The organism is Kitasatospora sp. MAA19, from assembly GCF_029894125.1.
GTDB lineage: Bacteria > Actinomycetota > Actinomycetes > Streptomycetales > Streptomycetaceae > Kitasatospora.
The window spans coordinates 192,961-216,406 of record NZ_JARXYZ010000012.1; the positions used below are offsets into that span (position 1 = coordinate 192,961).

17 protein-coding genes and 1 pseudogene are annotated in these 23,446 nt (G+C 74.1%); 11 read left to right on the forward strand and 7 right to left on the reverse strand.

The annotated features are described in order from the left end of the window. Positions 1 to 14 precede the first annotated feature (14 nt). The 3 genes from P3T27_RS20345 (at position 15) to P3T27_RS20355 (ending at position 3,725) form a co-directional block, all read left to right on the forward strand. Positions 15 to 845, forward strand: coding sequence for a carbohydrate ABC transporter permease (locus P3T27_RS20345; RefSeq protein WP_280680505.1), 831 nt, complete (start codon positions 15 to 17; stop codon positions 843 to 845). Between the two features lie 2 nt (positions 846 to 847). After that, positions 848 to 2,566, forward strand: a complete 1,719-nt coding sequence (locus P3T27_RS20350; protein ID WP_280680506.1) for an alpha-galactosidase — start codon at positions 848 to 850, stop codon at positions 2,564 to 2,566. Positions 2,567 to 2,681: 115 nt separating this feature from the next. Then, positions 2,682 to 3,725 (forward strand): LacI family DNA-binding transcriptional regulator, encoded by a 1,044-nt coding sequence (locus tag P3T27_RS20355; RefSeq protein WP_280680507.1) that lies wholly within the window; start codon positions 2,682 to 2,684, stop codon positions 3,723 to 3,725. 13 nt (positions 3,726 to 3,738) lie between these two features. On the opposite strand, the gene P3T27_RS20360 is transcribed toward P3T27_RS20355, so the two are convergent. Next, positions 3,739 to 4,569 carry a DeoR/GlpR family DNA-binding transcription regulator gene (locus tag P3T27_RS20360; protein WP_280680508.1) on the reverse strand — a complete coding sequence of 277 codons (831 nt, stop codon included), beginning with the start codon at positions 4,567 to 4,569 and terminating at the stop codon, positions 3,739 to 3,741. Positions 4,570 to 4,730: 161 nt separating this feature from the next. Between P3T27_RS20360 and galT the strand changes: the two genes are divergently transcribed. Both galT and galK read left to right on the forward strand, forming a co-directional pair. Next, positions 4,731 to 5,900: a galactose-1-phosphate uridylyltransferase gene (gene galT / locus P3T27_RS20365; RefSeq protein ID WP_280680509.1), complete on the forward strand. Its 1,170-nt coding sequence runs from the start codon at positions 4,731 to 4,733 to the stop codon at positions 5,898 to 5,900. Continuing rightward, the gene (gene galK, locus P3T27_RS20370; protein WP_280680510.1) at positions 5,897 to 7,027 is read left to right on the forward strand and encodes a galactokinase; all 1,131 of its coding nucleotides are present in this window, start codon (positions 5,897 to 5,899) and stop codon (positions 7,025 to 7,027) included. The genes galT and galK overlap by 4 nt, the downstream gene beginning before the upstream one ends. Positions 7,028 to 7,051: 24 nt before the next feature. On the opposite strand, the pseudogene P3T27_RS20375 reads toward galK, so the two are convergent. After that, positions 7,052 to 7,717, reverse strand: a pseudogene (locus tag P3T27_RS20375) (NAD(P)-binding domain-containing protein); the annotation flags it as partial. A 177-nt stretch (positions 7,718 to 7,894) separates the two neighbouring features. Here P3T27_RS20375 and P3T27_RS20380 point away from each other — a divergent pair. Beyond that, a complete protein-coding gene (locus P3T27_RS20380) occupies positions 7,895 to 8,695 on the forward strand; it encodes a glucose 1-dehydrogenase (protein ID WP_280680511.1) in 801 nt (266 codons plus the stop codon). Between the two features lie 113 nt (positions 8,696 to 8,808). Further along, on the forward strand, positions 8,809 to 9,648 hold the full coding sequence (locus tag P3T27_RS20385) for a helix-turn-helix transcriptional regulator (RefSeq protein ID WP_280680512.1): 840 nt from the start codon (positions 8,809 to 8,811) through the stop codon (positions 9,646 to 9,648). Between the two features lie 37 nt (positions 9,649 to 9,685). Here the strand turns inward: P3T27_RS20385 and P3T27_RS20390 are convergent, their stop codons facing one another. Next, the gene (locus tag P3T27_RS20390; RefSeq protein ID WP_280680513.1) at positions 9,686 to 10,972 is read right to left on the reverse strand and encodes a hypothetical protein; all 1,287 of its coding nucleotides are present in this window, start codon (positions 10,970 to 10,972) and stop codon (positions 9,686 to 9,688) included. Positions 10,973 to 11,294: 322 nt separating this feature from the next. Next, complete coding sequence (locus tag P3T27_RS20395; protein ID WP_280680514.1) at positions 11,295 to 11,711, reverse strand: Fur family transcriptional regulator; 417 nt, start codon at positions 11,709 to 11,711, stop codon at positions 11,295 to 11,297. Between the two features lie 189 nt (positions 11,712 to 11,900). Here P3T27_RS20395 and katG point away from each other — a divergent pair, with 189 nt between their 5' ends. Both katG and P3T27_RS20405 read left to right on the forward strand, forming a co-directional pair. Continuing rightward, positions 11,901 to 14,129, forward strand: coding sequence for a catalase/peroxidase HPI (gene katG / locus P3T27_RS20400; protein ID WP_280680515.1), 2,229 nt, complete (start codon positions 11,901 to 11,903; stop codon positions 14,127 to 14,129). A gap of 154 nt (positions 14,130 to 14,283) precedes the next feature. After that, positions 14,284 to 16,716, forward strand: coding sequence for a penicillin acylase family protein (locus P3T27_RS20405; RefSeq protein WP_280680516.1), 2,433 nt, complete (start codon positions 14,284 to 14,286; stop codon positions 16,714 to 16,716). Between the two features lie 27 nt (positions 16,717 to 16,743). On the opposite strand, the gene P3T27_RS20410 is transcribed toward P3T27_RS20405, so the two are convergent. The 3 genes from P3T27_RS20410 to P3T27_RS20420 all read right to left on the reverse strand — a co-directional run bounded on the left by P3T27_RS20410 (position 16,744) and on the right by P3T27_RS20420 (position 19,469). After that, positions 16,744 to 17,481, reverse strand: coding sequence for a response regulator transcription factor (locus tag P3T27_RS20410; RefSeq protein ID WP_280680517.1), 738 nt, complete (start codon positions 17,479 to 17,481; stop codon positions 16,744 to 16,746). After that, positions 17,478 to 18,719, reverse strand: coding sequence for a sensor histidine kinase (locus tag P3T27_RS20415; RefSeq protein ID WP_280680518.1), 1,242 nt, complete (start codon positions 18,717 to 18,719; stop codon positions 17,478 to 17,480). Before P3T27_RS20415 ends, P3T27_RS20410 begins: the two co-directional genes overlap by 4 nt. Before the next feature lie 180 nt (positions 18,720 to 18,899). Then, positions 18,900 to 19,469, reverse strand: a complete 570-nt coding sequence (locus P3T27_RS20420; protein WP_280680519.1) for a hypothetical protein — start codon at positions 19,467 to 19,469, stop codon at positions 18,900 to 18,902. Between the two features lie 367 nt (positions 19,470 to 19,836). On the opposite strand from P3T27_RS20420, the gene P3T27_RS20425 reads away from it, so the two are divergent. Both P3T27_RS20425 and P3T27_RS20430 read left to right on the forward strand, forming a co-directional pair. Then, entirely contained in the window at positions 19,837 to 20,016 is a 180-nt protein-coding gene (locus P3T27_RS20425; RefSeq protein WP_280680520.1) for a hypothetical protein, read from the forward strand. Between the two features lie 146 nt (positions 20,017 to 20,162). Next, complete coding sequence (locus tag P3T27_RS20430; RefSeq protein ID WP_280680521.1) at positions 20,163 to 23,339, forward strand: type 2 lanthipeptide synthetase LanM family protein; 3,177 nt, start codon at positions 20,163 to 20,165, stop codon at positions 23,337 to 23,339. Positions 23,340 to 23,446 lie beyond the last annotated feature (107 nt).

Here is a 23,446-nt window from a genome sequence, read left to right on the forward strand (position 1 = left end):
AGACCTCAAAGCGCGTGAACCCCCTCAAGAGGCTGCGCGGCTGGCCGCTGACCTTCCTCCTCGCCGGCGTCACCGGGCTGTCGATCGCCCCCTTCTACTGGTTGGTGGTCTCCTCCACCCGCAAGGACACCGAGGTCTTCGACTGGCCGCCCAAGCTGCTGCCCGGCGGTCACCTGGGCGAGAACCTCGACCACCTCCAGCAGAAGATCGGCCTGCTCCGGGTCGTCGGCAACTCGCTGCTGGTGGCCGGGATCCAGACGCTGGGCGCCCTCGTCGTCGCCCTGCTGGCGGGCTACGCCTTCGCCAAGTTCCGCTTCCGCGGCCGGACCCTGCTGTTCGCCCTGCTGTTCTCCACCCTCGTGGTGCCCGAACAGGTCATGCTGGTGCCGCTGTTCAAGATGATGATGAACTTCGGCCTGCTGGACACCTACCAGGCGCTGATCCTGCCCGGCCTGTGCGTGCCGTTCGCCATCTTCCTGATGCGGCAGTCACTGAGCAGCCTGCCGGACGAGCTCCTGGACGCCGCCCGGGTCGACGGCGCGGGCGAGTTCCGGGTGCTGTTCAGCGTGGTGGTGCCGGTCATGAGGCCTGTGCTGGCAGCCCTCTCGATCTTCCTCTTCCTCGGCTCCTGGAACCAGTTCGTCTGGCCGCTGATCGCTCTGCGCAGCCCCGAGATGCACACCCTGCCGGTCGCCCTCGCGACCCTGCACGGCAACAAGAGCAACACCGACTACGGCGCGATCCTCTCCGGCACCGCGCTGTCCACGCTGCCGATGATGGTCCTCTTCCTGGTCCTCCAACGGCAGTTCATCTCCGGCCTGCTGGCCGGCGCCACGAAAGGCTGAGCATGACCGAGATCTGGGAACCGCACGCCCCGACCGCCGGCGGCGGCCTGCGCCCGCTGTCCGCCGAGGGCCTGGACCTGCGGGTCAGCGGCCCGGCGACCGCCCGTACGGTGGGCGAGGGCGTCGTCGAGGTGACCGCGGAGGGGAAGGGCGACGTCCGGATCGAGTGGCGGGTGCCGTGCGTCGACGCCACCGCCTTCTGGACCCCCGAGCCGCGCGGCACCGGCTGGCTGCCCGCCGCCTGGAGCGCCCCGCGCCGCACCAGCCTGGCCAACGGCGCCCCGATCGCCGCCCTGATCGGCACCGGCGACGTCGCGATCTGTGCCTTCGCCGCCGAGCGCGCCGACGTGCTGGCCGGCGCCGGAGTGCTGGAGGAGACCGGCGAGTTCCGGTTCTGGGCCCAGGCCACCGACCGGCTCACCGTCCGCATCGACACCTCCCGCCGGCACTTCGCCCGCTGCCTGGCCGGCCTCGCCGACTGGTGGTGGACCGGCCGCGAGGCCGACATCCCCGCCGCCGCCCGCCGCCCCGCCTACTCCACCTGGTACTCGATGCACCAGGACATCACGCCCGAGGGCGTCGAGACCCAGGCCGCGCTCGGCAGGGAACTCGGCCTGGACGTCATCATCGTCGACGACGGCTGGATGACCGCCGACCGCACCCGCGGCTACGCGCACTGCGGCGACTGGGAGCCGGTCTCGCTCCCCGACACCGCCGCCCACGTGCGGCGCGTCCACGACCTCGGCGTGCGGTACATGCTCTGGTACGCGCTGCCGTTCATCGGCAAGGACAGCGCCGCCTTCGAACGGATCGGCCGGTACGCGCTCGCCGACGCCGCGCACATGGGCGCGATCGTCGCCGACCCGCGCTACCCCGAGGTCCGTGAGTTCCTGACCGGCCGGCTCGCCCGCGCCGTCGAGGAGTGGGGCATGGACGGGCTCAAGGTCGACTTCGTCGACTGGTTCGCCCGGGCGGAGGCGCCGCCCGTCGGCCCCGAGGCGGACTGCGAGAGCGTCGACGAGGGTGTCGAGCGGCTGCTCGCCGCGATCCGCGGCCGGATCACCGCGGTCGATCCGGAGGCGATGATCGAGCACCGCCAGCCGTACGTCAGCCCCGGCCTGTGGCCGTACGTCACCATGATCCGCGCGACCGACTGCCCGCTCAGCCCGCAGGAGAACCGGCAGCGGACGATCGACGTGCGGCTCGCCGCCGGGCCGGTGCCGGTCCACGCGGACATGCTGATGTGGCACCCGGCCGAGCCGCCGGAGCAGATCGCCTGCCACCTGATCAACGTGCTGTACTCGGTGCCGCAGATCTCCGTCGACCTCGCCGCGCAGAGCCCCGGGCAGCGCGAGGCGATCGCCTTCTGGCTCGGCGTCTTCCGCGAGCACGCCGACACCCTGCAGCTCGGCGGGCTGCGCCCGGCCCGGCCGGACCTCGGCTACCCGATGGTGACCGCCGACGGCGGCGCCACCGTCGTGGTGGCGCGCTACGCCGCGCTGCCGGTGGACGCCTCCGGGGACGGCTGGCGCACGCTGCTGGTCGCCAACGCCGACGTCGACCCGGACGTCCGGCTGACCGGCGGTGGCGGGACGGTGCAGGCCACCGTGCAGGACGCCCGAGGGCGTATCGTCCGGCAGGGCGAGGTCGAGCTCGACCGGGCGGGCACCATCCCGGTGCCGCGCGGCGGGCTGCTGACCCTGCGCCGTCCACTGGTCTGACCGGACGGCCACCGGCCTGCCGGCTCGCCACTGATCCGGCCGGCCTGCACCGGCCCGACAGACCGCTGCCGGTTCGACAGATCGACCGCCTGAGCAACCGTCCTGGGAGTCTGCGATGCCCGAGGGAACACGCCGACCGCGCCGCGGCGCCACCACCATCGAGGAGGTCGCGCGCGCGGCCGGGGTGTCCCGGCAGACCGTCTCCAACGCGCTCAACGCCCCCCAGCGGGTCCGGCCGGACACCCTGGAACGGGTGACCGCGGCGATCCGCGAACTCGGCTACCAGCCCGACCAGTCGGCGCGCTCGCTGCGCAGCGGCGCCCGGCGCACCATCGGCTACCTCGCCCCGGTGGACGACCCCTTCGATCCCAACCCGCTGATGGCCGGCTTCCTGGAGGCGCTGGTCGACGCGGCCGGGGCACAGGGGCAGCGGGTGCTGCTCTTCCGTCCGGGACAGGGCGGGGGGCGGGATGCCGGGCCGGGGGCGGCGGACCCTCGGGCGGCCATCGACGAACTGGTGGCGGCCCGTCAGGTCGACGGCCTGGTCCTGGCGGACGTGCTGCACGACGACCCCCGGATCGGGCACGTCGCCCGGGTCGGGGTGCCGTTCGTCACCTTCGGACGGACCGGTCCGGGGGAGCCGCAGCACTGGGTGGACATCGCCAACGACGCGGCGATGGCCGCGGTGGTGCGCCACCTCGCGGCGCTCGGCCACCGCCGGATCGGGTACGTCGGCCGCGCCGGGGAGCTGCCCTGGATGGCCGCCCGCCGGGCGGGCTTCCTCGCCGAGGCGGGCCGGCTCGGCCTGTCCGCGGTGGAGGCGGTGCGGCCGGACGTGGCGGCCGTCCGGGAACTGCTGCGCGGGCCCGAGCGGCCGACAGCCTTCGCGGCGGCGAGCGACCTGCTGGCGCTGGACGTCTACGAGGCGGTCCGGGCGGAGGGGCTGGTGGTCGGGCCGGCCGGGGTGGCGGTCACCGGCTTCCACGACACGCCGCTCTGCCGCCACCTGCACCCCGCGCTGACCTCGGTGCGGCTCCCGCTGCGGGCGATCGCCGCCGCGCTGGTCGGGCGGTTGCTCGACCAGGTGCGGGGGGAGGCGCCGCCGGCGGCCGGGCTGGAGCTGCCCGCCGAGCTGGTGGTGCGGGCCAGCTCGGGGTGAGCCGATGGTGGGCCTACGGGTGCGCCACCTGCTCCGGCTCCCCGGACGGCGCGACGATCAGCTCGCCGACCAGCCGGGCCGCCGCCGCCCGGTGTTCGGCCGCCAGCGCGTCGTCGGTGACCAGGACGTCCAGCTGCTCCAGCGCGGCGAAGGAGGCCAGGCCGACCGCGTTCCACTTGGTGTGGTCGGCCACCACGACCACCCGGCGGGCGGACTGCAGGAAGGTCCGGTTGGTCTCCGCCTCGGCCAGGTTCGGGGTGGTCAGCCCGGTCTCGGCCGAGAGGCCGTGGCAGCCCATGACCAGCACGTTCACGTGCAGCGAGCGGATCGCCTGGTCGGCCACCGGGCCGACCAGCGCGTCCGAGGGCGTGCGCACGCCGCCGGTGCGGATCACCGTCGCGGTGGCGGGCGTGCCGTCCTCGTCGGGTTCCTCCATCAGCTCCGCGATCCGCAGCGAGTTGGTGACCACGGTGAGGCCCTCGACGGCGCGCAGGTGCCGGGCGACCGCGAAGGTGGTCGTTCCGGCCGCCAGCCCGACCGCCGAGCCGGGCGGCACCAGGGCGGCGGCCACCTTGGCGATCGCCTCCTTGGCGGGCAGCTGCCAGCCGGCCTTGGTCTCGAACCCGGGCTCGCCGCTGGCGGCCGCCTCGATCCGCACCGCCCCGCCGTGCACCTTGTGCACCAGCCCGCGGCGGGCCAGCGCGTCCAGGTCACGGCGGATCGTCATGTCGGACACCCCGAGGTCCCGGACCAGTTCGGTCACCCGGACCCCGCCGCGCGCGCGGACCTGCTCCAGGATCAGCACGCGGCGCTGTCCGGCGAGCGGTTGGGCGCTGTCAGCCATCGGGGGCCTCCTCGGTGTCGGTGTGGATCAACGGGCCGCGGGTCACGGGCCGCGGGTCACGGTCACCGCCATCATGGCAGGCGCGGACCCCTTCCGGACAGCCAGGTCTGATGGATAATGTTGGATATTGTTGTTTCATGTCGGATAGAGGGAAGAAGGCCATGGCCGGGACTCTGACCCAGCCCACCGCCAAGACCGTGACCACACTCGCGGACGGGCGGCAGCTGATCTACTACGACGGTGGCGAGGCCGTCCCCCGGGACGCCGTCGACCGGCGCCCGCTCGATCCGCCGGCCCACGGCTCCGAGGTCCGGCTCGACCCGGCCACCGGGGCCTGGGTCACCGTCGCCGCGCACCGCCAGGCCCGCATCTACCAGCCTCCCGCCGAGGAGTGTCCGCTCTGCCCCTCCCGGGACGGCCGGCTCAGCGAGATTCCCGCCGACGACTACCAGGTGGCCGTCTTCGAGAACCGCTTCCCCTCGCTGGCCGGTACGGGTGAGCTCGGTGCGGACGGTCCCGGCGTGCCCGGCGTGCCCGGCGTGCCCGGCGTGCCCGGCGCGTTCGGTGCGCCCGCCGAGCCGGACGGCGGCCTGTGGACCGCAGGCCCCGGCACCGGGCGCTGCGAGGTGGTCTGCTTCACCGCCGACCACGACGCCTCGTTCGCCGACCTCGACGAACCGCGGGCCCGCCTGGTCCTCGACGCCTGGACCGACCGCACCGCCGAACTCGCCGCCCTCCCCGGCGTCCGGCAGGTCTACTGCTTCGAGAACCGCGGCGCCGAGATCGGCGTCACCCTCGCCCACCCGCACGGCCAGATCTACGCCTTCCCGTTCACCACCCCGCGCACCGCCCGGATGGCCGCGCGCGCGGCCGACCACCGCGCCGCCACCGGCCGCAGCCTCTTCGACGACCTCCTCGCCGCCGAACGCGCCCACGGCGACCGGGTGGTGCTCGCCGGCGAGCACTGGACGGCCTTCGTCCCCTTCGCCGCCCGCTGGCCGTACGAGGTGCACCTCTACCCGCACCGCCGGGTGCCCGACCTGACCGGCCTCGACGAGCCGCAGCGCGCCGAATTCCCCTCCCTCTACCTGGAGTTGCTGCGGCGCTTCGACCGTCTCTTCGGCGGCGGCCGCACCCCCTACATCTCCGCCTGGCACCAGGCGCCCGCCGGGCAGGAGGACGAACTCGCCCTCCACCTGGAGCTGTTCACCATCCGGCGCACCGCCGACAAACTGAAGTTCCTGGCCGGGGTCGAATCCGGCATGGACGCCTTCGTCAACGACGTCACCCCCGAGGACGCGGCCCGCCGGCTGCGAGAGGTCGCCCTGTGAACACCTTCGAGGAGCTGTACGGCCACGCCCCCGAGGGGGCGTGGGCCGCCCCCGGCCGGGTCAACCTGATCGGCGAACACACCGACTACAACCTCGGGTTCGTGCTGCCGATCGCCCTCCCGCAGGCCGTCCGCGCCCAGGTCCGGCGCCGCGACGACGGCGTGCTGCGGCTCTGGTCGGCCCAGGGCGACGACACGGTCGCGGAACTCCGGGTCGCCGACCTCGCCCCGGGCTCGGTGCCCGGCTGGGCGGCCTTCCCGGCCGGCGTGGTGTGGGCGCTGCGCGAGGCCGGGCACGAGGTCGGCGGAGCGGAGTTCCGGCTGGAGAGCGACGTGCCCGGCGGCGCCGGGCTGTCCTCCTCGGCCGCCCTGGAGTGCGCCGTCGCGGTCGCGTACGACGACCTGTACGGGCTGGGGCTGTCGGCGGCCGAACTGGCCCTGATCGCGCAGCGGGCCGAGAACGCCTTCGTCGGCGTCCCCTGCGGGATCATGGACCAGATGGCCTCGATGTGCTGCCGCGCCGGCGCCGCCCTGCACCTGGACAGCCGCGACCTGGCGATGCGTCACGTGCCGATCGACCTGGCCGGCGCCGGACTCACCCTGCTCGTCCTCGACACCCGGGTCAAGCACGACCTCGGCGACGGCGCCTACGCCGCCCTGCGGGCCGGCTGTGAACGGGCGGCCGCACTGCTCGGGCTGCCCGCCCTGCGCGACCTCGGGACGGCTGCGCTGCCGACCGCGCTGGCCCGACTGCCGGAGGAGCTGCGGCCGTTGGTGCGGCATGTGGTCACCGAGAACGAGCGGGTCACGGCCGCCGTGGCCCGCCTGGACGTCGGCGACCTCGCCGCGCTCGGCCCGATCCTCACCGCCGGGCACGCCTCGCTGCGCGACGACTACCGGGTCTCCTGCCCGGAGACCGACCTCGCGGTCGAGGCCGCCCTCGCCGCCGGCGCCCACGGTGCCCGGATGACCGGCGGCGGCTTCGGCGGCTCGGTCATCGCCCTCGTCGACGCACCGGCCGCCGACACCGTCGCCGCCGCCGTCACCACCGCGTTCCGGGCCGCCGGCTACGCCGCGCCGCGCACCCTCACCGCCGTCCCGGCCGAGGGTGCCCGCCGCATCGGCTGAGAGGACGGGCCTGCTGACAGGCCCTTACGCCCGGTGGTCGGCCGGGCGCTCCGGAGACGCCTCCGCGAGCGCCCGGGTGACGGCCGCCACCCCGGCGCGCAGCCCGTACACCGGCGTGCCGGGCTGCTGGCGCCAGGACTCGTCGATCCCGCCCGCGTCCACCGTGTCGAAGCCCAACTCCTCGATCAGCGCCCGCACCACGCGCTTGGCCGCCTCGTCGTCCGACGCCACCGGCACGGCGATCCGCTCCGGGTCGCCCTCCGGGCGCGGCCGCTCCAGCAGGTCCTGCGCGTAGGTGCCGTTGAAGGCCTTCACCACCCGGTGGCCGAGGTGCTGCTCCGTCCAGCGGCTCTCCGTCACCCCGTCGTCCTCGATCGCGTCGATCCGGCCGTCGCGCTGCTGCGGGTAGTAGTTGCCGGTGTCGATCACCGCGACGCCCTCCGCCGCGCCGGCCAGCAGCCCGGCGGGCAGGTCGGGCACGTTCTTCAGCGGCACGGTGACCACCACGACCTGTGCCCCGCGCGCCGCCTCGGTGGCCGGCACGGCCGTCGCACCCGTCTCCTCGACCAGCGCGGCCAGTGACTGCGGACCACGGGAGTTGGCCACCGAGACCTCGTGCCCGAGCGCCGTCAGCCGCCGGGTCAGGTTGCCGCCGATGTTGCCTGCGCCGATGATGCCGATCTTCATGGGAGATCCCCTCGTGCGAGTACCGGATGGTCGTCAAGCTCGTCGCCTTGGCCCAACCGTCCGGTGGCCGCTCCGATTCCCGGTGGCACGGCGGCTTTTCCGGACGCAGGGTGGTCCTGCCGGACCCAGGGTCGAGCCGGGCCTGGTCCCACCCCGGCGGCCGTCGGGAGAGTGAGGCCCATGACCGACAACGCCCCCTCCCGGGAATTCGCCGACCGCACCATCCTCGTCACCGGCGGCACCAGCGGCATGGGCCTCGCCACCGCCCGCCTTCTCCTCGCCGCCGGCGCCCAGGTGGTCATCACCGGCCGTGACGACGCCCGGCTCGCCCGCGCCGCCGAACAGCTGACCGCCGAACAACCGGCCGGCGGCGACCGCCTGCTCACCGTCCGCGCCGACGTCGCCGTCCCGGCCGACCTCGCCCGGCTCGCCGACACCGTCCGGGAACGCCACGGCACGCTGGACGGCGTCTTCGCCAACGCGGGCGTCGGAGTCTTCCAGCCCGCCGCCGACGTCACGGAGGGCGTCTTCGACCACACCGTCGACGTCAACTTCAAGGGCGTCTTCTTCACCGTCCAGCACGCCCTGCCGCTGCTGGAGGCGGCCGGTGGCGGCTCCGTGGTCCTCAACGCCTCCTGGACCCCGCACCGCGGCCTGCCCGACGCCCCGGTCTACGCCGCGACCAAGGCGGCGGTCCTCAGCCTCGCCCGCACCCTCGGCACCGGCCTCGCCGGGCGCGGCATCCGGGTCAACTCGGTCAGCCCCGGCTTCATCGCCACCGAGATGTTCCACGCGATCGTTCCCGACCCGGCCGCCCACGAGCCGATCCGCGCCAGCGTCCCGCTCGGCCGCCTCGGCCGGGCCGAGGACGTCGCCGAGACCGTCGTCTTCCTGCTCTCCGACCGCTCCTCCTACATCACCTCGCAGGACATCGTCATCGACGGCGGGCTCGTCCCCGCGGTCCAGGCCGTCGCCGGCTGAGCCCTGGCCGTACCTGGCTGCGCTTGGTCGCCGTGCCTGATCGTGCTCGGACGCCGTGCCTGGTCCTGACAGGGCCAGGCACGGCGTCCCGTCCACGGGTGAGAATCATCCGTATGAACCCGACCAGCGCCCTGAGCGAGTTCCTCCGCACCCGCCGCGCCCAGCTGCGGCCCGAGGACGTCGACCTGCCCGACTACGGTGGCCGACGCCGGGTCGCCGGGCTCCGCCGGGAGGAGCTCGCCCACCTCGCCGGCGTCAGCGTCGACTACTACACCCGGCTCGAACAGGGCCGTGTCGGTAACCCGTCCGAGGCCGTCCTCGACGCCGTCGCCCGCGCCCTCCAGCTGGCCCCCGACGAGTCCGGCCACCTCCACCGCCTGGCCCGCCCCACCCGCCGCACCCCGCGCCGGCGCACCGCCCCGCAGCAGCCCCGCCCCTCCCTGCTGCGCCTGCTGGAGCAACTCGACCACACCCCGGCCCTGGTGATGGGCCACCGGATGGACGTCCTCGCCTGGAACCGCGCCGCCGCCGCCCTCTTCGGCGACTACGGCGCCCTCCCGCCCGAGGACCGCAACATCGCCCGCAGCACCTTCCTCGACCCCGCCTCGCGCGAACTCTACGGAGACTGGACGGCCTGCGCCCGGGAGAACGTCGCCTTCCTCCACCTCGAAGCCGGCCGCCGCCCCCACGACCCCCTCCTCGCCGAACTCGTCGGCCAACTCTGCGTCCACAGCGAGGAGTTCCGCCACCTCTGGGCCGAACACCCGGTCGCCGACAAGACCTCCGGCCGCAAGCTCTTCCACCACCCCATCGCCGGCGCCCTCGACCTCGCCTACGACACCCTCCGCCCCGCCGACGACCCCGGTCAGGCCCTCATCACCTACACCCCCGACCCCGCCACTCCCTCCGACGACGCCCTCCGCCTCCTCCTCTCCTGGGCCGCGACGAGCTGACCGGAGAGGCCGCCCGACGGCGGCCACCGCCGACCTGTCAGAGGATGTCGGCGAACACGATCACGGTGGCGCTCTCGCCGTACTTCTGCGTCTTCTCGGTCTGGTACTTGCCCCTCCGGACGAGAATCTGCTTGACGTCGATCCTGGTGCCGAGGGGGAAGGTCATCTCCTGCTCGGACTGGTTGTTCCGGCCGAGCGACCTTCCCTGGTGTTCGTCCGGCACGCTGAATTCCCACACGATGTCCTTGCCCGCCACGTACGAGTGGGTCAGCGGATCGCCGTAGGTGGTCGACAGGATCGCCGGCCATGCGATCGTCTTGTTGACCGTGACGTAGCCGCCGTCCGGGTGGGCGTCGGGCTTCAGGATGCCGCCGAACGAGTCGTACAGGTGCTTGCTGTCGCCACGCAGCACCTTCCCCTCCGCATTCGCGGACGGCTTCGAGAAGTCACCCCACACGCCGTTGATCCGCCGGAAGATCTCGAAGGTGTCCCGGAGGTGCTTCGTGTCCCACCCCTCCGTGCTGATCTCGTCCGCGTAGCCTCGCGCGATGGCCACCTTGCGCCATGCCTCAAGGACCTCCGCCTCCTTCGACTGGAAGGAGAAGTCGGGGCTCGCGATCTCGGCAGGGCCGTAGCCGACCACCCCGAGGGCCGCCAGCAGCGGATTGATCCGGCGGTAGTCCGCGCTGAGGTAGTTCTCGCCGAGATCGAGGTCCGCCTGCTTCTGCCTGGCGGCGACGGCCGCCGGATCCAGCTCCTGCTCGCGGGCGGCCGTGTAGTTCCTGCGGGACTCCTCGCGACCCTCGACAGTTCCCCATTCCTTGGCGAGGGGGGACGCGCGAACCTTCTTGCCGGCTTCGTCGGCGATCAGATAGGACCCGAAACTGAACCCGCTGATCGTGTAGTTCACCGGGCTGTCCCCGTCGTCCTCGTGCTTGACGACGGCAGTCCCCTTCGGGAGCCCCGGCGCCAGGGTGCGCTGGACGGCCGCCTCGCCGCTCCGCCCGCCGGCGGGGGCTGTCTCCGTGGCGTGCGCATCGTGCGCCGGTACCGGGCCGGACACCGCGCGGACCGCGTCGGCCTCGGCGTCACGCGGCGAGGGTGCGAGCGGCTGTCCCTGCGGGTCGAGCCCCCGGTGCGCGGAGGAGCGCTGCATCAGCCGTGCCACCGCCGCGTTGCCGACGGTGCGTTGCAGCGTCGCGAGCAGGTCCGGACTGGGCACGGAGTTCCGGGGCGCCGGGGACTCGTTCCGCGCCTGCGGCCGGGCCGGGGTGCCCCGGGGCGCGCGGGCGGGCCGCCCCGGCTGTTCGCGTTCACGTTTCATGGCGGCTCCTGTCGCTGGGGATTTGATCTCCAGCCATAGCACCAGGGGGCCACCGCGCGAGAGGGCCGCGAAGGCAACACCGAGGCAGACCGTGCCGCCCCCGCGCCCTGCGGCCCTGGTGCGCCACTCGGCGCTGCCGTGGCGTCGATGAGGTGACGCTCGATCAGGAGCACGTGAACAGGGTGTCGTGAGCCCGGTCGTCGGAACAGTGGAAGGCACGCCCGTGTGTGGTGTGACGGCGTATTCAGGACAGACTGATGAGACGAGCCGATGATCGCCACCGCGGCGCCTCACGTCCCGCCGATCTGCCCGGCGGCCGGGGTCAGGAGGCGCAGGCCGGGCAGAGCCCCCAGTAGGTGACGGCGGCGTCGGTGACGGTGAAGCCGAAGCGCTGGTCGGCGGGGAGGTCGGTGAGGGGACTGCCGGTGGGGTGGACGTCGCGGATGGTGCCGCAGCCGGTGCAGACGAGGTGCTGGTGGGGGTGGTGGGCGTTGGGGTCGTAGCGCTTGGCGCGGCCGTCGGTGGAGACCTCGGTGACCTCGCCGAGGGTGACCAGTTCGCCGAGGGTGTTGTAGACGGTGGCCCGGGAGATCTCGGGCAGGCGCTCGGCGGCTCTGGCGTGGACCTCGTCGGCGGTGAGGTGAACGTGCTCGCCGTCGTCCAGGACCTCCGCCACGACACGCCGCTGGGAGGTGAGGCGCCAGCCGCGCCCGCGCAGCCGCTCCAGCAGGTCACTCATATCGGTTCACCTATTCAGGTCAATGGGACGACCGGATTTTACCAACCGTTATCGGCTTCTCTCCGGTTCCCGATCGGATATGGGTTTGGTGCCTTTCTTGACTTGGATTGCGTCCATCGTAGGATCGGCTCCGGCGATAGCCTGGGTAGCAGGAAGACACCGTGATCCGCCTTGTAGGGAAGGATTCCCATGTCTGAGAACCACGATCCGATCGTTGCCGAGCCGCAGGCGGAGGGCACTGGCGGCTGCCCGGTAGCCCACGGGCGCGCGCCGCACCCGACCCAGGGCGGCGGAAACCGCCAGTGGTGGCCGGAGCGGCTCAACCTGAAGATCCTTGCCAAGAACCCGGCCGTGGCGAACCCGCTCGGTGCGGACTTCGACTACGCCGCGGCGTTCAGTTCCCTCGACCTGCCGACCGTGAAGCGCGACATCGCGACGGCCCTCACCACCTCGCACGACTGGTGGCCGGCCGACTACGGGAACTACGGTCCGTTCATCATCCGCATGGCCTGGCACAGCGCGGGCACCTACCGGATCCGCGACGGTCGCGGCGGTGCCGGCGGCGGCCAGCAGCGCTTCGCGCCGCTGAACAGCTGGCCCGACAACGCCAGCCTCGACAAGGCCCGCCGCCTGCTGTGGCCGGTGAAGAAGAAGTACGGCCGGAGCCTCTCCTGGGCCGACCTGATGGTCCTGGCCGGCAACGTCGCGCTGGAGGGCATGGGCTTCGAGACCTTCGGCTTCGGCGGCGGCCGCGTGGACGAGTGGGAGCCGGACGAGGACGTCTACTGGGGCCCGGAGACCACCTGGCTGGGCGACGAGCGCTACACCGGCGACCGCCAGCTGGAGAGCCCGCTCGCCGCCGTCCAGATGGGCCTGATCTACGTTAACCCGGAGGGCCCCAACGGCACCCCGGACCCGATCGCCGCCGCCCGCGACATCCGCGAGACCTTCTACCGGATGGCGATGAACGACGAGGAGACGGTGGCGCTGATCGCCGGCGGCCACACCTTCGGCAAGACCCACGGCGCCGGCCCGGCGGACAACGTCGGCCCCGACCCCGAGGACGCCCCGCTGGAGCAGCAGGGCCTCGGCTGGAAGAGCACCTTCCGCACCGGCAAGGGCCCGGACGCGATCACCAGCGGCCTGGAGGGCGCCTGGACCGCCACCCCGACGACCTGGGACAACAGCTTCTTCGAGACGCTGTTCGGCTACGAGTGGGAGCTCACCAAGAGCCCGGCCGGCGCGTACCAGTGGAAGCCGAAGGACGGCGCCGGCGCGGACACCGTCCCGGACGCGTTCGACCCGGCCAAGCGGCACGCCCCGACGATGCTGACCACCGACCTGTCGCTGCGCCTGGACCCGATCTACGAGCCGATCTCCCGGCACTTCATGGAGCACCCCGACCAGTTCGCGGACGCCTTCGCCCGGGCCTGGTTCAAGCTCACCCACCGCGACATGGGGCCGGTCACCCGCTACCTCGGCCCCGAGGTCCCGAGCGAGGAACTGTTGTGGCAGGACCCGCTTCCCGCGGTCACCTACCAGCAGATCGACGCGGCCGACGTCGCCGGCCTCAAGCAGCGGATCGCCGCCTCCGGCCTCTCGGTGTCCGAGCTGGTGTCCACCGCGTGGGCGGCGGCCTCCTCCTTCCGCGGCAGTGACAAGCGCGGCGGTGCCAACGGCGGCCGGATCCGGCTCCAGCCGCAGATCGGCTGGGAGGTCAACGAGCCGGACCGGCTGGCCTCGGTGCTGCGCACCCTGGAGGGCGTGCAGCAGGAGTTCAACGCCCGGGCCGGCGGCAAGCAGGTCTCGCTCGCGGACGTGGTCGTGCTGGCCGGCGGCGTCGGCGTCGAGAAGGCGGCCAAGGCGGCCGGTCGCGACGTCGAGGTGCCGTTCACGCCCGGCCGGGTGGACGCGCCGCAGGAGCTCACCGACGTCGAGTCCTTCGCCGCGCTGGAGCCGGCCGCGGACGGCTTCCGCAACTACGTGGGCAAGGGCAACCGGTTGCAGGCCGAGTACCTGTTGCTCGACAGGGCGAACCTGCTGAACCTGAGCGCGCCCGAGCTGACCGTCCTGGTCGGCGGACTGCGCGTGCTGGGCGCCAACCACCAGCAGTCCCCGCTCGGCGTCCTCACCGGGACACCCGAGGTCCTGACGAACGACTTCTTCGTCAACCTGCTGGACCTGGACACGAGTTGGAAGGCGACCTCGGCGGACGCGCACACCTTCGAGGGCCGGGACGCCGAGACCGGCGCGCTCAAGTGGAGCGGCAGCCGGGCCGACCTGGTCTTCGGCTCCAACTCCGAACTGCGCGCCGTCGCCGAGGTCTACGCGAGCGACGACGCGAAGGAGAAGTTCGTGGCGGACTTCGTCGCGGCCTGGGTCAAGGTCATGAACCTGGACCGGTTCGACCTCGTCTGATCGCCGCGGCTTCGGACCGGCCGACGGATCGGACGGCCCGAAGCCCGGCGCCGGCGATTGGCCCGGGGGCGTACGCCCCCGGGCCAATGCCGTGCCCGGGGATTAGATCAACGGGCCGATGCCGCCGGGGTGCCGTCCCGGGCACTGTTGCGGCATGACCTCACGTCACAGCACCTCACCCTCGAAGCGGGTCTCCACCGGCCTGGCGGCGCTCTGCCTCGCCTCGGTCACCGCCGGGCTGCTGCCCGGGACGGCGGTCGCCGCCGATTCCGATGGCCAACTCGGCGGGCGGGACGGCTATTCGGCGCAGATCCGGCGCACCGAGTACGGCATCCCGCACATCCTGGCGCACGACTTCCGGGGCCTCGGCTACGGGTACGGGTACGCCTTCGCACAGGACAACCTGTGTGAACTCGCCGACCAGGTACTGACGGTACGAGGCGAGCGGGCTCGCTACCTCGGGCTGGACGCGACGGCGCCGAGCGGCTCCGACAACCTGACCAGCGACGTCTACCACCAGGGTCTGCAGCGCAGCGGTTCCGTCAAGCGGCTGCTGGACAAGCCCGCGCCGCTCGGCCCGACCGACGACGTGCGGCGACTGGTCGAGGGCTACGCGGCGGGCTACAACCGGTACTTGAGCGACACCGGCGTGGACCGGCTGCCGGACGCCGGCTGCCGGGGCCAGGACTGGGTGCGGCCGATCACCGCCGAGGACGTCTGGGGGATGATCTACGAGGTCGACACGGCCGCCGGCCTCGGCGGTGCCCAGGACGCCATCGCGTCCGCCACCCCGCCGACCCCGGGCGCCCCGGCGGTCCCGTCCGCGCCCGCCCCGGCGTCCGCACCGTCCGGCCCGGCCCCGGCGTCCGCGCTACCGAAGGAGAGCCCCGGCCGTGACCCGGAGCTCGGCAGCAACGGCTGGGCGCTCGGCCGCGACGTCACCCGCGACCACGACGCGATGCTGCTCGCCAACCCGCACCTGCCGTGGACCGGTTCGGACCGCTTCTACCAGGTGCAGCTCACCATCCCCGGCGTCCTGGACGTCTCCGGCGCCGGCCTCTACGGCACCCCGCTGGTCGAGATCGGCCACACCCGGAACGTGGCGTTCACCGCGACGTCCAGCTTCGCCCAGCACGCGGCGCAGTTCCGCCTGACGCTGGTGCCCGGCGACCCGACCAGCTACCTGGTCGACGGCAAGGCCGAGCCGATGGGCCGCCAGGAGGTCCCGGTCACCGTCCGGGGCACGGACGGCACCCTCTCGACCGTCACCCGCACCCTCTACACCTCCCGCTACGGCCCGGTGCTGGGCGGCAGTTGGAGCACCGAGCACGCCTACGCCCTGCGCGACGCCAACGCCGAGAACCTGCGCTCGATGAACGGGTGGCTGGCGATGGACCGGGCGCAGAGTCTGGCCGAGCTGAAGCAGGCGGACGACACCTACCAGGGCAACCCCTGGAACTACACGATCGCCACGGACTCCACGGGGGAGACGTACTTCACCGACTCCTCCGCCGTCCCGCACCTCACCGATGCGCAGCTCAAGCAGTGCGCCCTGCCGCCGGTCCACGACGAGCCGGTCGGCCTGGACGGCTCGGTGTCGGCCTGCGACGCGGGCAGCGACCCGGACGCGGTGGTGCCCGGGATCTTCGGCCCGGCGAACCACCCGAAGGTGAGCCGGACCGACTACGTGGCCAATTCCAACAACAACCCGTACCTCGCCAACCCCGCCGCCCCGATCACCGGTTACCCGACGGTCTACGGCACATTCCCCGGGATCGGGACGCGCGCCCAGCTGGGCCTGCGGATGATCGCCGACCGGCGCGACGGCAGCGACGGGCTCGGTGCCCCGGGCTTCACCCTGTCGACCCTGCAGGCGGCCATGTTCGGCGATCGCGTCTACAGCGCGGAGCTGGGCCGGGACGACGCGGTGGCGATGTGCCGGGCCAACCCGGTGCTGAACGACAAAGACGGCCATCCGGTCGACGTCAGCGCCGCCTGCGAGGTCCTCGCCGCCTGGAGCACGCGGGCCGACGCCGACGGCCACGGCGCCGTCCTGTGGGGCGAGTTCGTCAGCGACCTGTACCGGTACCGGACCGACGCGTGGGAGCGGATCCCGTTCGACCCGGCGCACCCGCTGACCACCCCGGCCGGCATCCGGGGCGACAGCGCCACCGCCCGGACGGCCCTGGCCGCAGCGGTGCGGCAACTCGCCACGGACGGCACCGCGTTGGACGCGACTGTCGGCGAGGTCCAGCGCTGGGCGGGCATCCCGTTGCACGGCTGCGACTCGGGCGAGGGCTGCTTCGACGTCGTCCGGGCGGGCGCGGACTCGGGCAGCACGGGCGCGGCGCACCCGGACGGGACCGCCCCTGCCTACGGCTCCAGCTTCGTGATGGCCACCGAGCTGACCCCTCAGGGCCCGCGCACCCGCACGGTGCTCACCTACGGCGAGTCGGTGAACCCGGCGTCGCCGCACTACACCGACCAGACCGGGCTGTACTCCCGCAAGCAGTGGGTGACCGAACGGTTCACCGAGGCCGAGATCAAGGCCTCCCCGCACCTGGAGACCACCAGCCTGCGCGGCTGACCGCCGCACGACGGCGCGGGGCAAGCCCTACTGCGGGCCCGGCCCCGCGCCGACGCTGACCAGCCCGGTCTCGTACGCGGCGACCACCACCTGGGCCCGGTCCCGCAGGTTCAGCTTGCCGAGGATCCGGGCCACGTGCGTCTTGACCGTCGCCTCGGAGAGCTGGAGCCGGGCGGCGAGCTCGGCGTTGCTCAGGCCGCGGGCGAGCAGGCCCATCACCTCCCGTTCGCGCGGGGTGAGCGCGGCCAGTTCGCGGTGCAGGGCGGTGGCGGGGGCGTCCGGGCGGGCGAAGCGCTCGACCAGGCGGCGGGTGATGGCCGGGGCGAGCAGGGCATCGCCGGTGCGGACCAGCCGGACGGCGGCGGCCAGGTGCTCCGGGGTGACGTCCTTGAGCAGGAAGCCGCTCGCTCCGGCCGCCATCGCGGCGTAGACGTACTGGTCGAGGTCGAAGGTGGTCAGCATGATCACCCGCGGTGGGTGGCCCGTCGGGCCGGCGTCGGCGAGGATCCGGCGGGTGGCCTCCAGGCCGTCCAGGACGGGCATCCGGATGTCCATCAGGACGACGTCCGGGCGGGTCCGGCGGACGGCTGCGACGGCCTGCCCGCCGTCCTCGGCCTCGGCGACCACCTCGATCCCCTCCGATTCGAGGATCAGCCGGAACCCGGTCCGGACCAGGGACTGGTCGTCGGCGACGACCACCCGCAGCGGCGCTCCGGTGTTCGGCGCCGCTGTCGTCGGTGCGCCAGCCGTCTGCTCGCCGGTCATGAACTCTCCAGGGGGATCAGGGCCTTGACGCGGTAGCCGCCGCGCGGCCGGGGGCCGGTGTGCAGGGTGCCGCCGTAGACGGCGAGGCGTTCGCGCAGGCCGATCAGGCCGTGTCCGTTGCCGGTGGCGGCGGCGCCGGTGGGGCGGCCGCCGGTGTCGGTGACCTCCACCCGCAGGTGGTCGGGGGCGTACTCGACGGTCACCGCGGCGTCCGCGCCGCCCGCGTGCTTGACGGTGTTGGTGAGCGCCTCCTGGACCACGCGGTAGGCGGCGAGTTCGACCCCGGGCGGGACGGCCCGGCGCTCGCCGGTGACGGTCAGCTCGACCGGCAGCCCGGCCTGCCGGACGCCGTCGACCAGCGCGTCCAGCCGGCCCAGCCCCGGCTGCGGGCTGAGGTCGGCGGTCACGGCCGGGTCGTCGCCTGTTTCCGAGTCGATCGTCAACAGTCCCATGACGTGCCGCAGTTCGGTCATCGCCGCGCGTCCGCCGCGCTCCACCGCGGCCATCGCCTCACGGGCCTTGTCCGGGGCGGTGTCCAGGATCTTGCGGGCGGCCCCGGCCTGGATCGTCATCATGCTCACGTTGTGCGTCACCACGTCGTGCAACTCCCGGGCGATACGCGCCCGTTCGAGCTCCACCGCGCGCTCCAGCGCGGCCAGCTGCTCGCGCTCCAGGGCGGACAGCCGCCGGCGTCCATCCTCCACCCGGCGGCGCCACATCCGCAGTTCGTAGGCGACCGCGAACACCGGCACCAGGACCAGCAGGGCGATCACCGAGTTCGGGAAGTGCGGCAGCTTGGCATCGTCGAAGAGCACCACCAGGGCCGCGGCGGCCGCCGGCAGGCTCGGCAGCATCAGCCGGGGGCGGCGCCCGTACGCGGCGGCACTGTAGGCGGCGATGATGACGACCACGCCCGCCGAGTAGGCGATGTCCGCGGACTGGTGCCGGATGAGCAGGGCGGCCGGCAGCACCGTCCACAGCACGGCCAGCGGGAAGCGGCGGCGCAGCGCCAGCGGCAGTGGCACGAGCGGCACCAGCAGCATCAGCCCCCGCCAGGAGGTCTCGTGCGGCCCTGACGCGGTGGTCACGTAGCGGCCGGCGATGCAGGCCAGGAGCAGTGCCAGCGCGACGTCGAACACCCGGCCGCGCCGGGTCGGCCGGGGCGGCGGGTCGGCGCTCGGGTCGCCGGTGAGGCGGGCCGCCGCGCTCAGCAGGTCCCACCGGGGGAGGTTGATCACCGGGACATTCTGGCGGGCCGGGTGCCGCCGCGAACAGCCCCGGTTCGGCGGTCGTCCGCTCCACCCGGCGACTACCTCGGAAGGATGACCCCGCGCGGTGTCCGTCCGACGCGGTACGGAACATGGCGCGGGCGGCGGACGCACTGCGGGCGGAGTAGCGGTGCGCGGGGCGGGGGCGGGTCAGCCGCCCCCGGCAGCCTTGTCCTCGCCCGTCCTCCGCTCGCCCGTCCTCTGCTCGCTCGTCCGGCCCTCGTCCGTCCGGTCTCCCTCCGCCTTGTGCTCGGCGGCCCGGACCTGCTCGGTGAAGGTGTGCGCGTCGATCCGTTCGACCGTGGCCCCGTGCCGGGCGGCCAGTTCGTCGGCCGGGTCGGGGGAGGACTCCCGCAGCTCCAGGACGAGCAGCGCGCCGCCGTCCGGGACCCGGGGCGAGAGCATGATCAGCCCGGCGCCGCCCTCCGTCGCCCGGCCCTCCTCGGCGGCGTTGCCGAGCGCCGCACCCGCCGCGAACCCGAGCAGGACGCCGATCGGCCCGCCGAGCAGTCCCACCAGGCCGCCGAGGACGCCGGAGCCGACGGTGGCCACGCCCGCACCCCGGGTGAAGGCGTCCCTGACCTCCAGCAGGCCGTCGGCGCTGCGCTCCAGGGCCGCCACCTGCCGCAGGCCCGGCAGGTGCTGCGCCTCGTCGAAGGCCGGCCGCCACGCGGCGGCGTCCGGGAAGGTCAGCAGGACGACGTTGTGCTGGTCGCTCATCGCGCTCCGATCGGGCCGGGGCCGGGGGTGCCGGGTTCCATCGTGACCCTCGGTGCCCGGCCCGGCCACAGGAGCGGCCGTCGGCGCGGACTGCCCGGGGCCCGTCCGTTCAAACGTGGGCCCCGGTTCGGGTGCCCGCCACCGCCCGGATTCCGGACAGGTGTACAGGGGCAGGAGGGCCGACGGGCCGCCCGGGGCACGGGCCCGGCCTGCGGGAACGGGACCCCGGTGGTCGACATCGACACTATTTCGACCCTGGCCGAAATTTGGCCCGGTGCGCTGCCCGCCCCTGGTGTGACGGGTGTGGCGGTGTCAGGATCCCGACCCGGCACGACCGTGCCAGACCCGACCGTCTGAAGGAGGCACCATGCAGCCCACGGCTGAGCAGGTCCGCGCGCTCAAGGACGAGGACTACCGGCTCACCCTCGGCCAGGGCCACCAGGTCCACCCGGCCGGCGACCTGTCGGACGAGGTCTACGTGACCGCCGCGGTGCAGTCCGGCACCTGTGGCGGCTGGAGCAGCTGCGGCCAGGTCTGCAGCTTCTGAGCCCGCCGTCCGCGGCGCGGGCCCCGGCCGCACCGCCGGAGCCCGCGCCGCGGACGCCCGACCCGACGGCCGCGCCGCGGCAGCACCGCCGGGGCGCCCCGCCCGCCGCCCCGCCTTCAGCCGATGACAGAGAGGCCGCACCGCCCGTGGTTGACGCGTCCGAACTCCGCCGGGCCGCCGCCCGGGCCCTCCCGCTCGCCGACCGGGGGCCCCGGCCCGGCGCCGCCGGGAAGGACCCGGAACGGGCCGGCCGGATCCTCGACCGCTGGCGCGCCCAACCACCCTTCGACCGGGACGGCTGGTTCGAACGCCGCCTCGCCGCCGACGGCCTCGACCCGGACGGGCTGCGCGCCCTGCTCGCCGAGGACCCGGACGCGCTCGCCGACCGCCTCGGCACGCCGCCGTGGGCCGAACGCCTCGCCGCCGCCTTCGAGGCCGGGCCCGCCCTCGACCTCACCCTCGGCCTCCCCGAGGAGCAGGCCTTCGCCCGGCTCGCCGGCCCGCTGCTCGCGGACGCCCGCGACCGCCTGCGCACCGGCCTCGCCGCCCTGCCACTGGCCGACCTCGGGACCCCCGAGGAGCTGACCGCACTCGTCCTGCCCGCGCTCACCGCCGCCGCGCACGCGACCGCCGTCCGCACCGTCATCACCGAACTCCACATCGCCCACCTGGGCGGCGAGTTGACCGGCGACACCCCCGAGCGGCGCTACCGGGACTTCCTCGACCGGCTCACCGAACCCGAGCGGGCGCTCCGACTCCTCACGGAGTACCCGGTGTTGGCGTACCGGCTCAGCGTCGGTGCCGAGCAGTGGACCGACACCTGCCTCACCCTCTACCGCCGCCTCGCCGCCGACCTCCCCGCCCTCGCCCGCACCTTCGCCGACGGCCGCCCGCTCGGCCGGCTCACCGAACTCGCCACCGGCCTCGGCGACCCGCACCGCGGCGGCGCCACCGTCAGCGCCCTGCGCTTCGAACACGGCACCCGGATCGTCTACAAGCCGCGCCCGCTCGGCGCCGAGACCCACTTCCAGCACCTCCTGCGCTGGCTCAACCCGCGACTGCGGCTGCCGCTGCACGACCTCGCCCACCTGGCCCGCGACGGCTACGGCTGGGTCGCCTACGTCACCGCCGAACCGGCCCGCGACAACGCCGAGTTGAGCGCCTTCTACCACCGCGCCGGGACACTCGCCGCGCTGCTGTACGTGCTGGACGCGGTCGACTGCCACGCCCAGAACCTGCTCGCCGTCCGCGACCAGCCCGTACTGATCGACCTGGAGGCACTGCTCCACCCCGACCTGCCCGAACCCGTCAAGGAGCTCTCCGAGTCCGAACGGCTCGCCCGACACCAGGCCCGGCACTCCGTCCTGCGCTCCGGCCTGCTGCCCGAACGGATGTGGGACGAGGGCAACGGCGGTACCGACCTCTCCGCCCTCGGCTGGGACCCGGCCAGCCTGCCGCCCCGCCCGGCGCCCGTCCTGGTCGACCAGGGCACCGACCGGCTCCGGCTGGAGTACCGCCGGATGCCCGTCGTGGCGCCCGACAGCCGGCCCGTCCCGGCCGGACAGCCGCTGCGGCTGGCCGACCACGTCGGCGAACTCGAAGCCGGCTTCACCGAGGCCTATCGGTTGCTTGCCGCCCACAAGGACCAACTCCGCGACCTCATCAGGGCGTTCGCCGCCGACGAGACCCGGATGCTGCGCCGCGACACCTTCGAGTACCGCAGTCTTTCCAGCACCGCCTGCCACCCCGACCTGCTCCGCGACGGCCTCGACCAGGACCGGCACCTCGACCGGCTCTGGGCGCTCGCCGCCTGGGAGGAGCACGCGCTCGCCTACGTCGACCACGAACGCGCCGACCTCTGGCGCGGCGACGTCCCGGTGTTCACCATCCGCCCCGACGGCGTCGACGCCCGCTCCTCCACCGGCGCCGTCATCCCCGGCGTCACCGACCGGCCCGCACTCGACCTCGCCCTCGCCAAGGCGGGCGTCCTCGGGGAGGAGGACCTGACCCGCCAACTCCAGCTGCTGCGCCTGTCGGTGACCACTGCGGACGGCGCCCGCGAGCCGCGCCGCCGCCCGGTGGCGGTCCGTGCCGCGAGGCCCGGCGAGCCGGCCGAGGGTCTCGCCGCCCGCGCCCTCGCCAAGGCCGTCGAAGCCGGCGGGCAGCTGCTCCGCGAGGCCTACCGGGGGAGTGCCGACCTCGCCTGGGTCGGCCCCAACTGGGCCCCGCCCGGTCGTTGGGCGCCCGCCGAACTCGGCCCCGACCTCTACAGCGGGACGGCCGGCGTCACCCTCTTCCTGCACCAGCTCGCCACGGCCACCGGGGAGCGGGAGCACCGGCAGGCGGCCACCGCCGCGGAAGTGACGCTCCGGCACCAGGTCCGGCGGCGCGCCGACCGCCTGGGCGGCGGCCTGGCCGGTACCGGCGGGGTGCTCTACGCGCTGGCCCACCTCGCGGCCCACCACCAGGACGCCGAACTCGACGCCCTGGGGGCCCTGGTGGTCTCCCGGATCGCCGCCACCGCCGCCGAGGACACCCAGCACGAGCTCATCGCCGGGAACGCCGGCTCCATCGGCGGGCTGCTCGCCTGGGAGGCGGTCCGCCCGGGGCCCGCGGTCACCGACGCCCTCGCCGTCTGCGCCGAGCGCCTCGTGCAGGCCGCCGCCCCGCACCCCGAAGGCGGCGTCGGCTGGCTGCCCGCCTCCCTCGCCGGCACCGCCGCCCGCCCGTTGGCCGGCTTCGCCCACGGGGGCTCCGGCATCGCCTGGGCGCTCGCCCGGGCCGGCCACCGCCTCGGCGACCCGCGACTGCCTCAACTCGCCCTCGCCGCAGTCGCGTACGAACGCACCCTGTTCGACCAGGCCGCCGCCAACTGGCGCGACGTCCGCGAGGACGGCGGCCCCGGCGCCCCCTCCTACCCCACCCTCTGGTGCCACGGCGCCGCCGGCATCTCCCTGGCCCGCACCGAACTCGCCGAACTCCTGTCCGGCGACGACGAGTTGCTCCTCGCCGAACGCGACACCGCCCTCACTACCGTGCTGGGCGAGGGCTTCGGCCACAACTTCTCGCTCTGCCACGGCGACCTCGGCAACCTCGAACCCCTCCTCCTCGCCGGCGGCCCATGGCGCGCGGCCGCCCTCCGCCAGGCGCAGTCCACCCTCGACGACCTCGACACCCGGGGCTGGATCTGTGGCCTCCCGCAGGGCGCCCACAGCCCCTCCCTCATGGTCGGCCTCGCCGGTATCGGCCACGGCCTCCTCCGCCTCGCGGCCCCCGCCACCACCCCGTCCCTCCTCGCCCTCCACCCCCCGACCCGCTCCTGACCCGACCGCCCCCGGCACACCCCGCGCCCGACCCGACCGCCCCGGCACACCCCGTGCCGGGGGGTTCCTGTGATCGTCGGATCGCATGCCCGCAGTGCGCCGCAGCC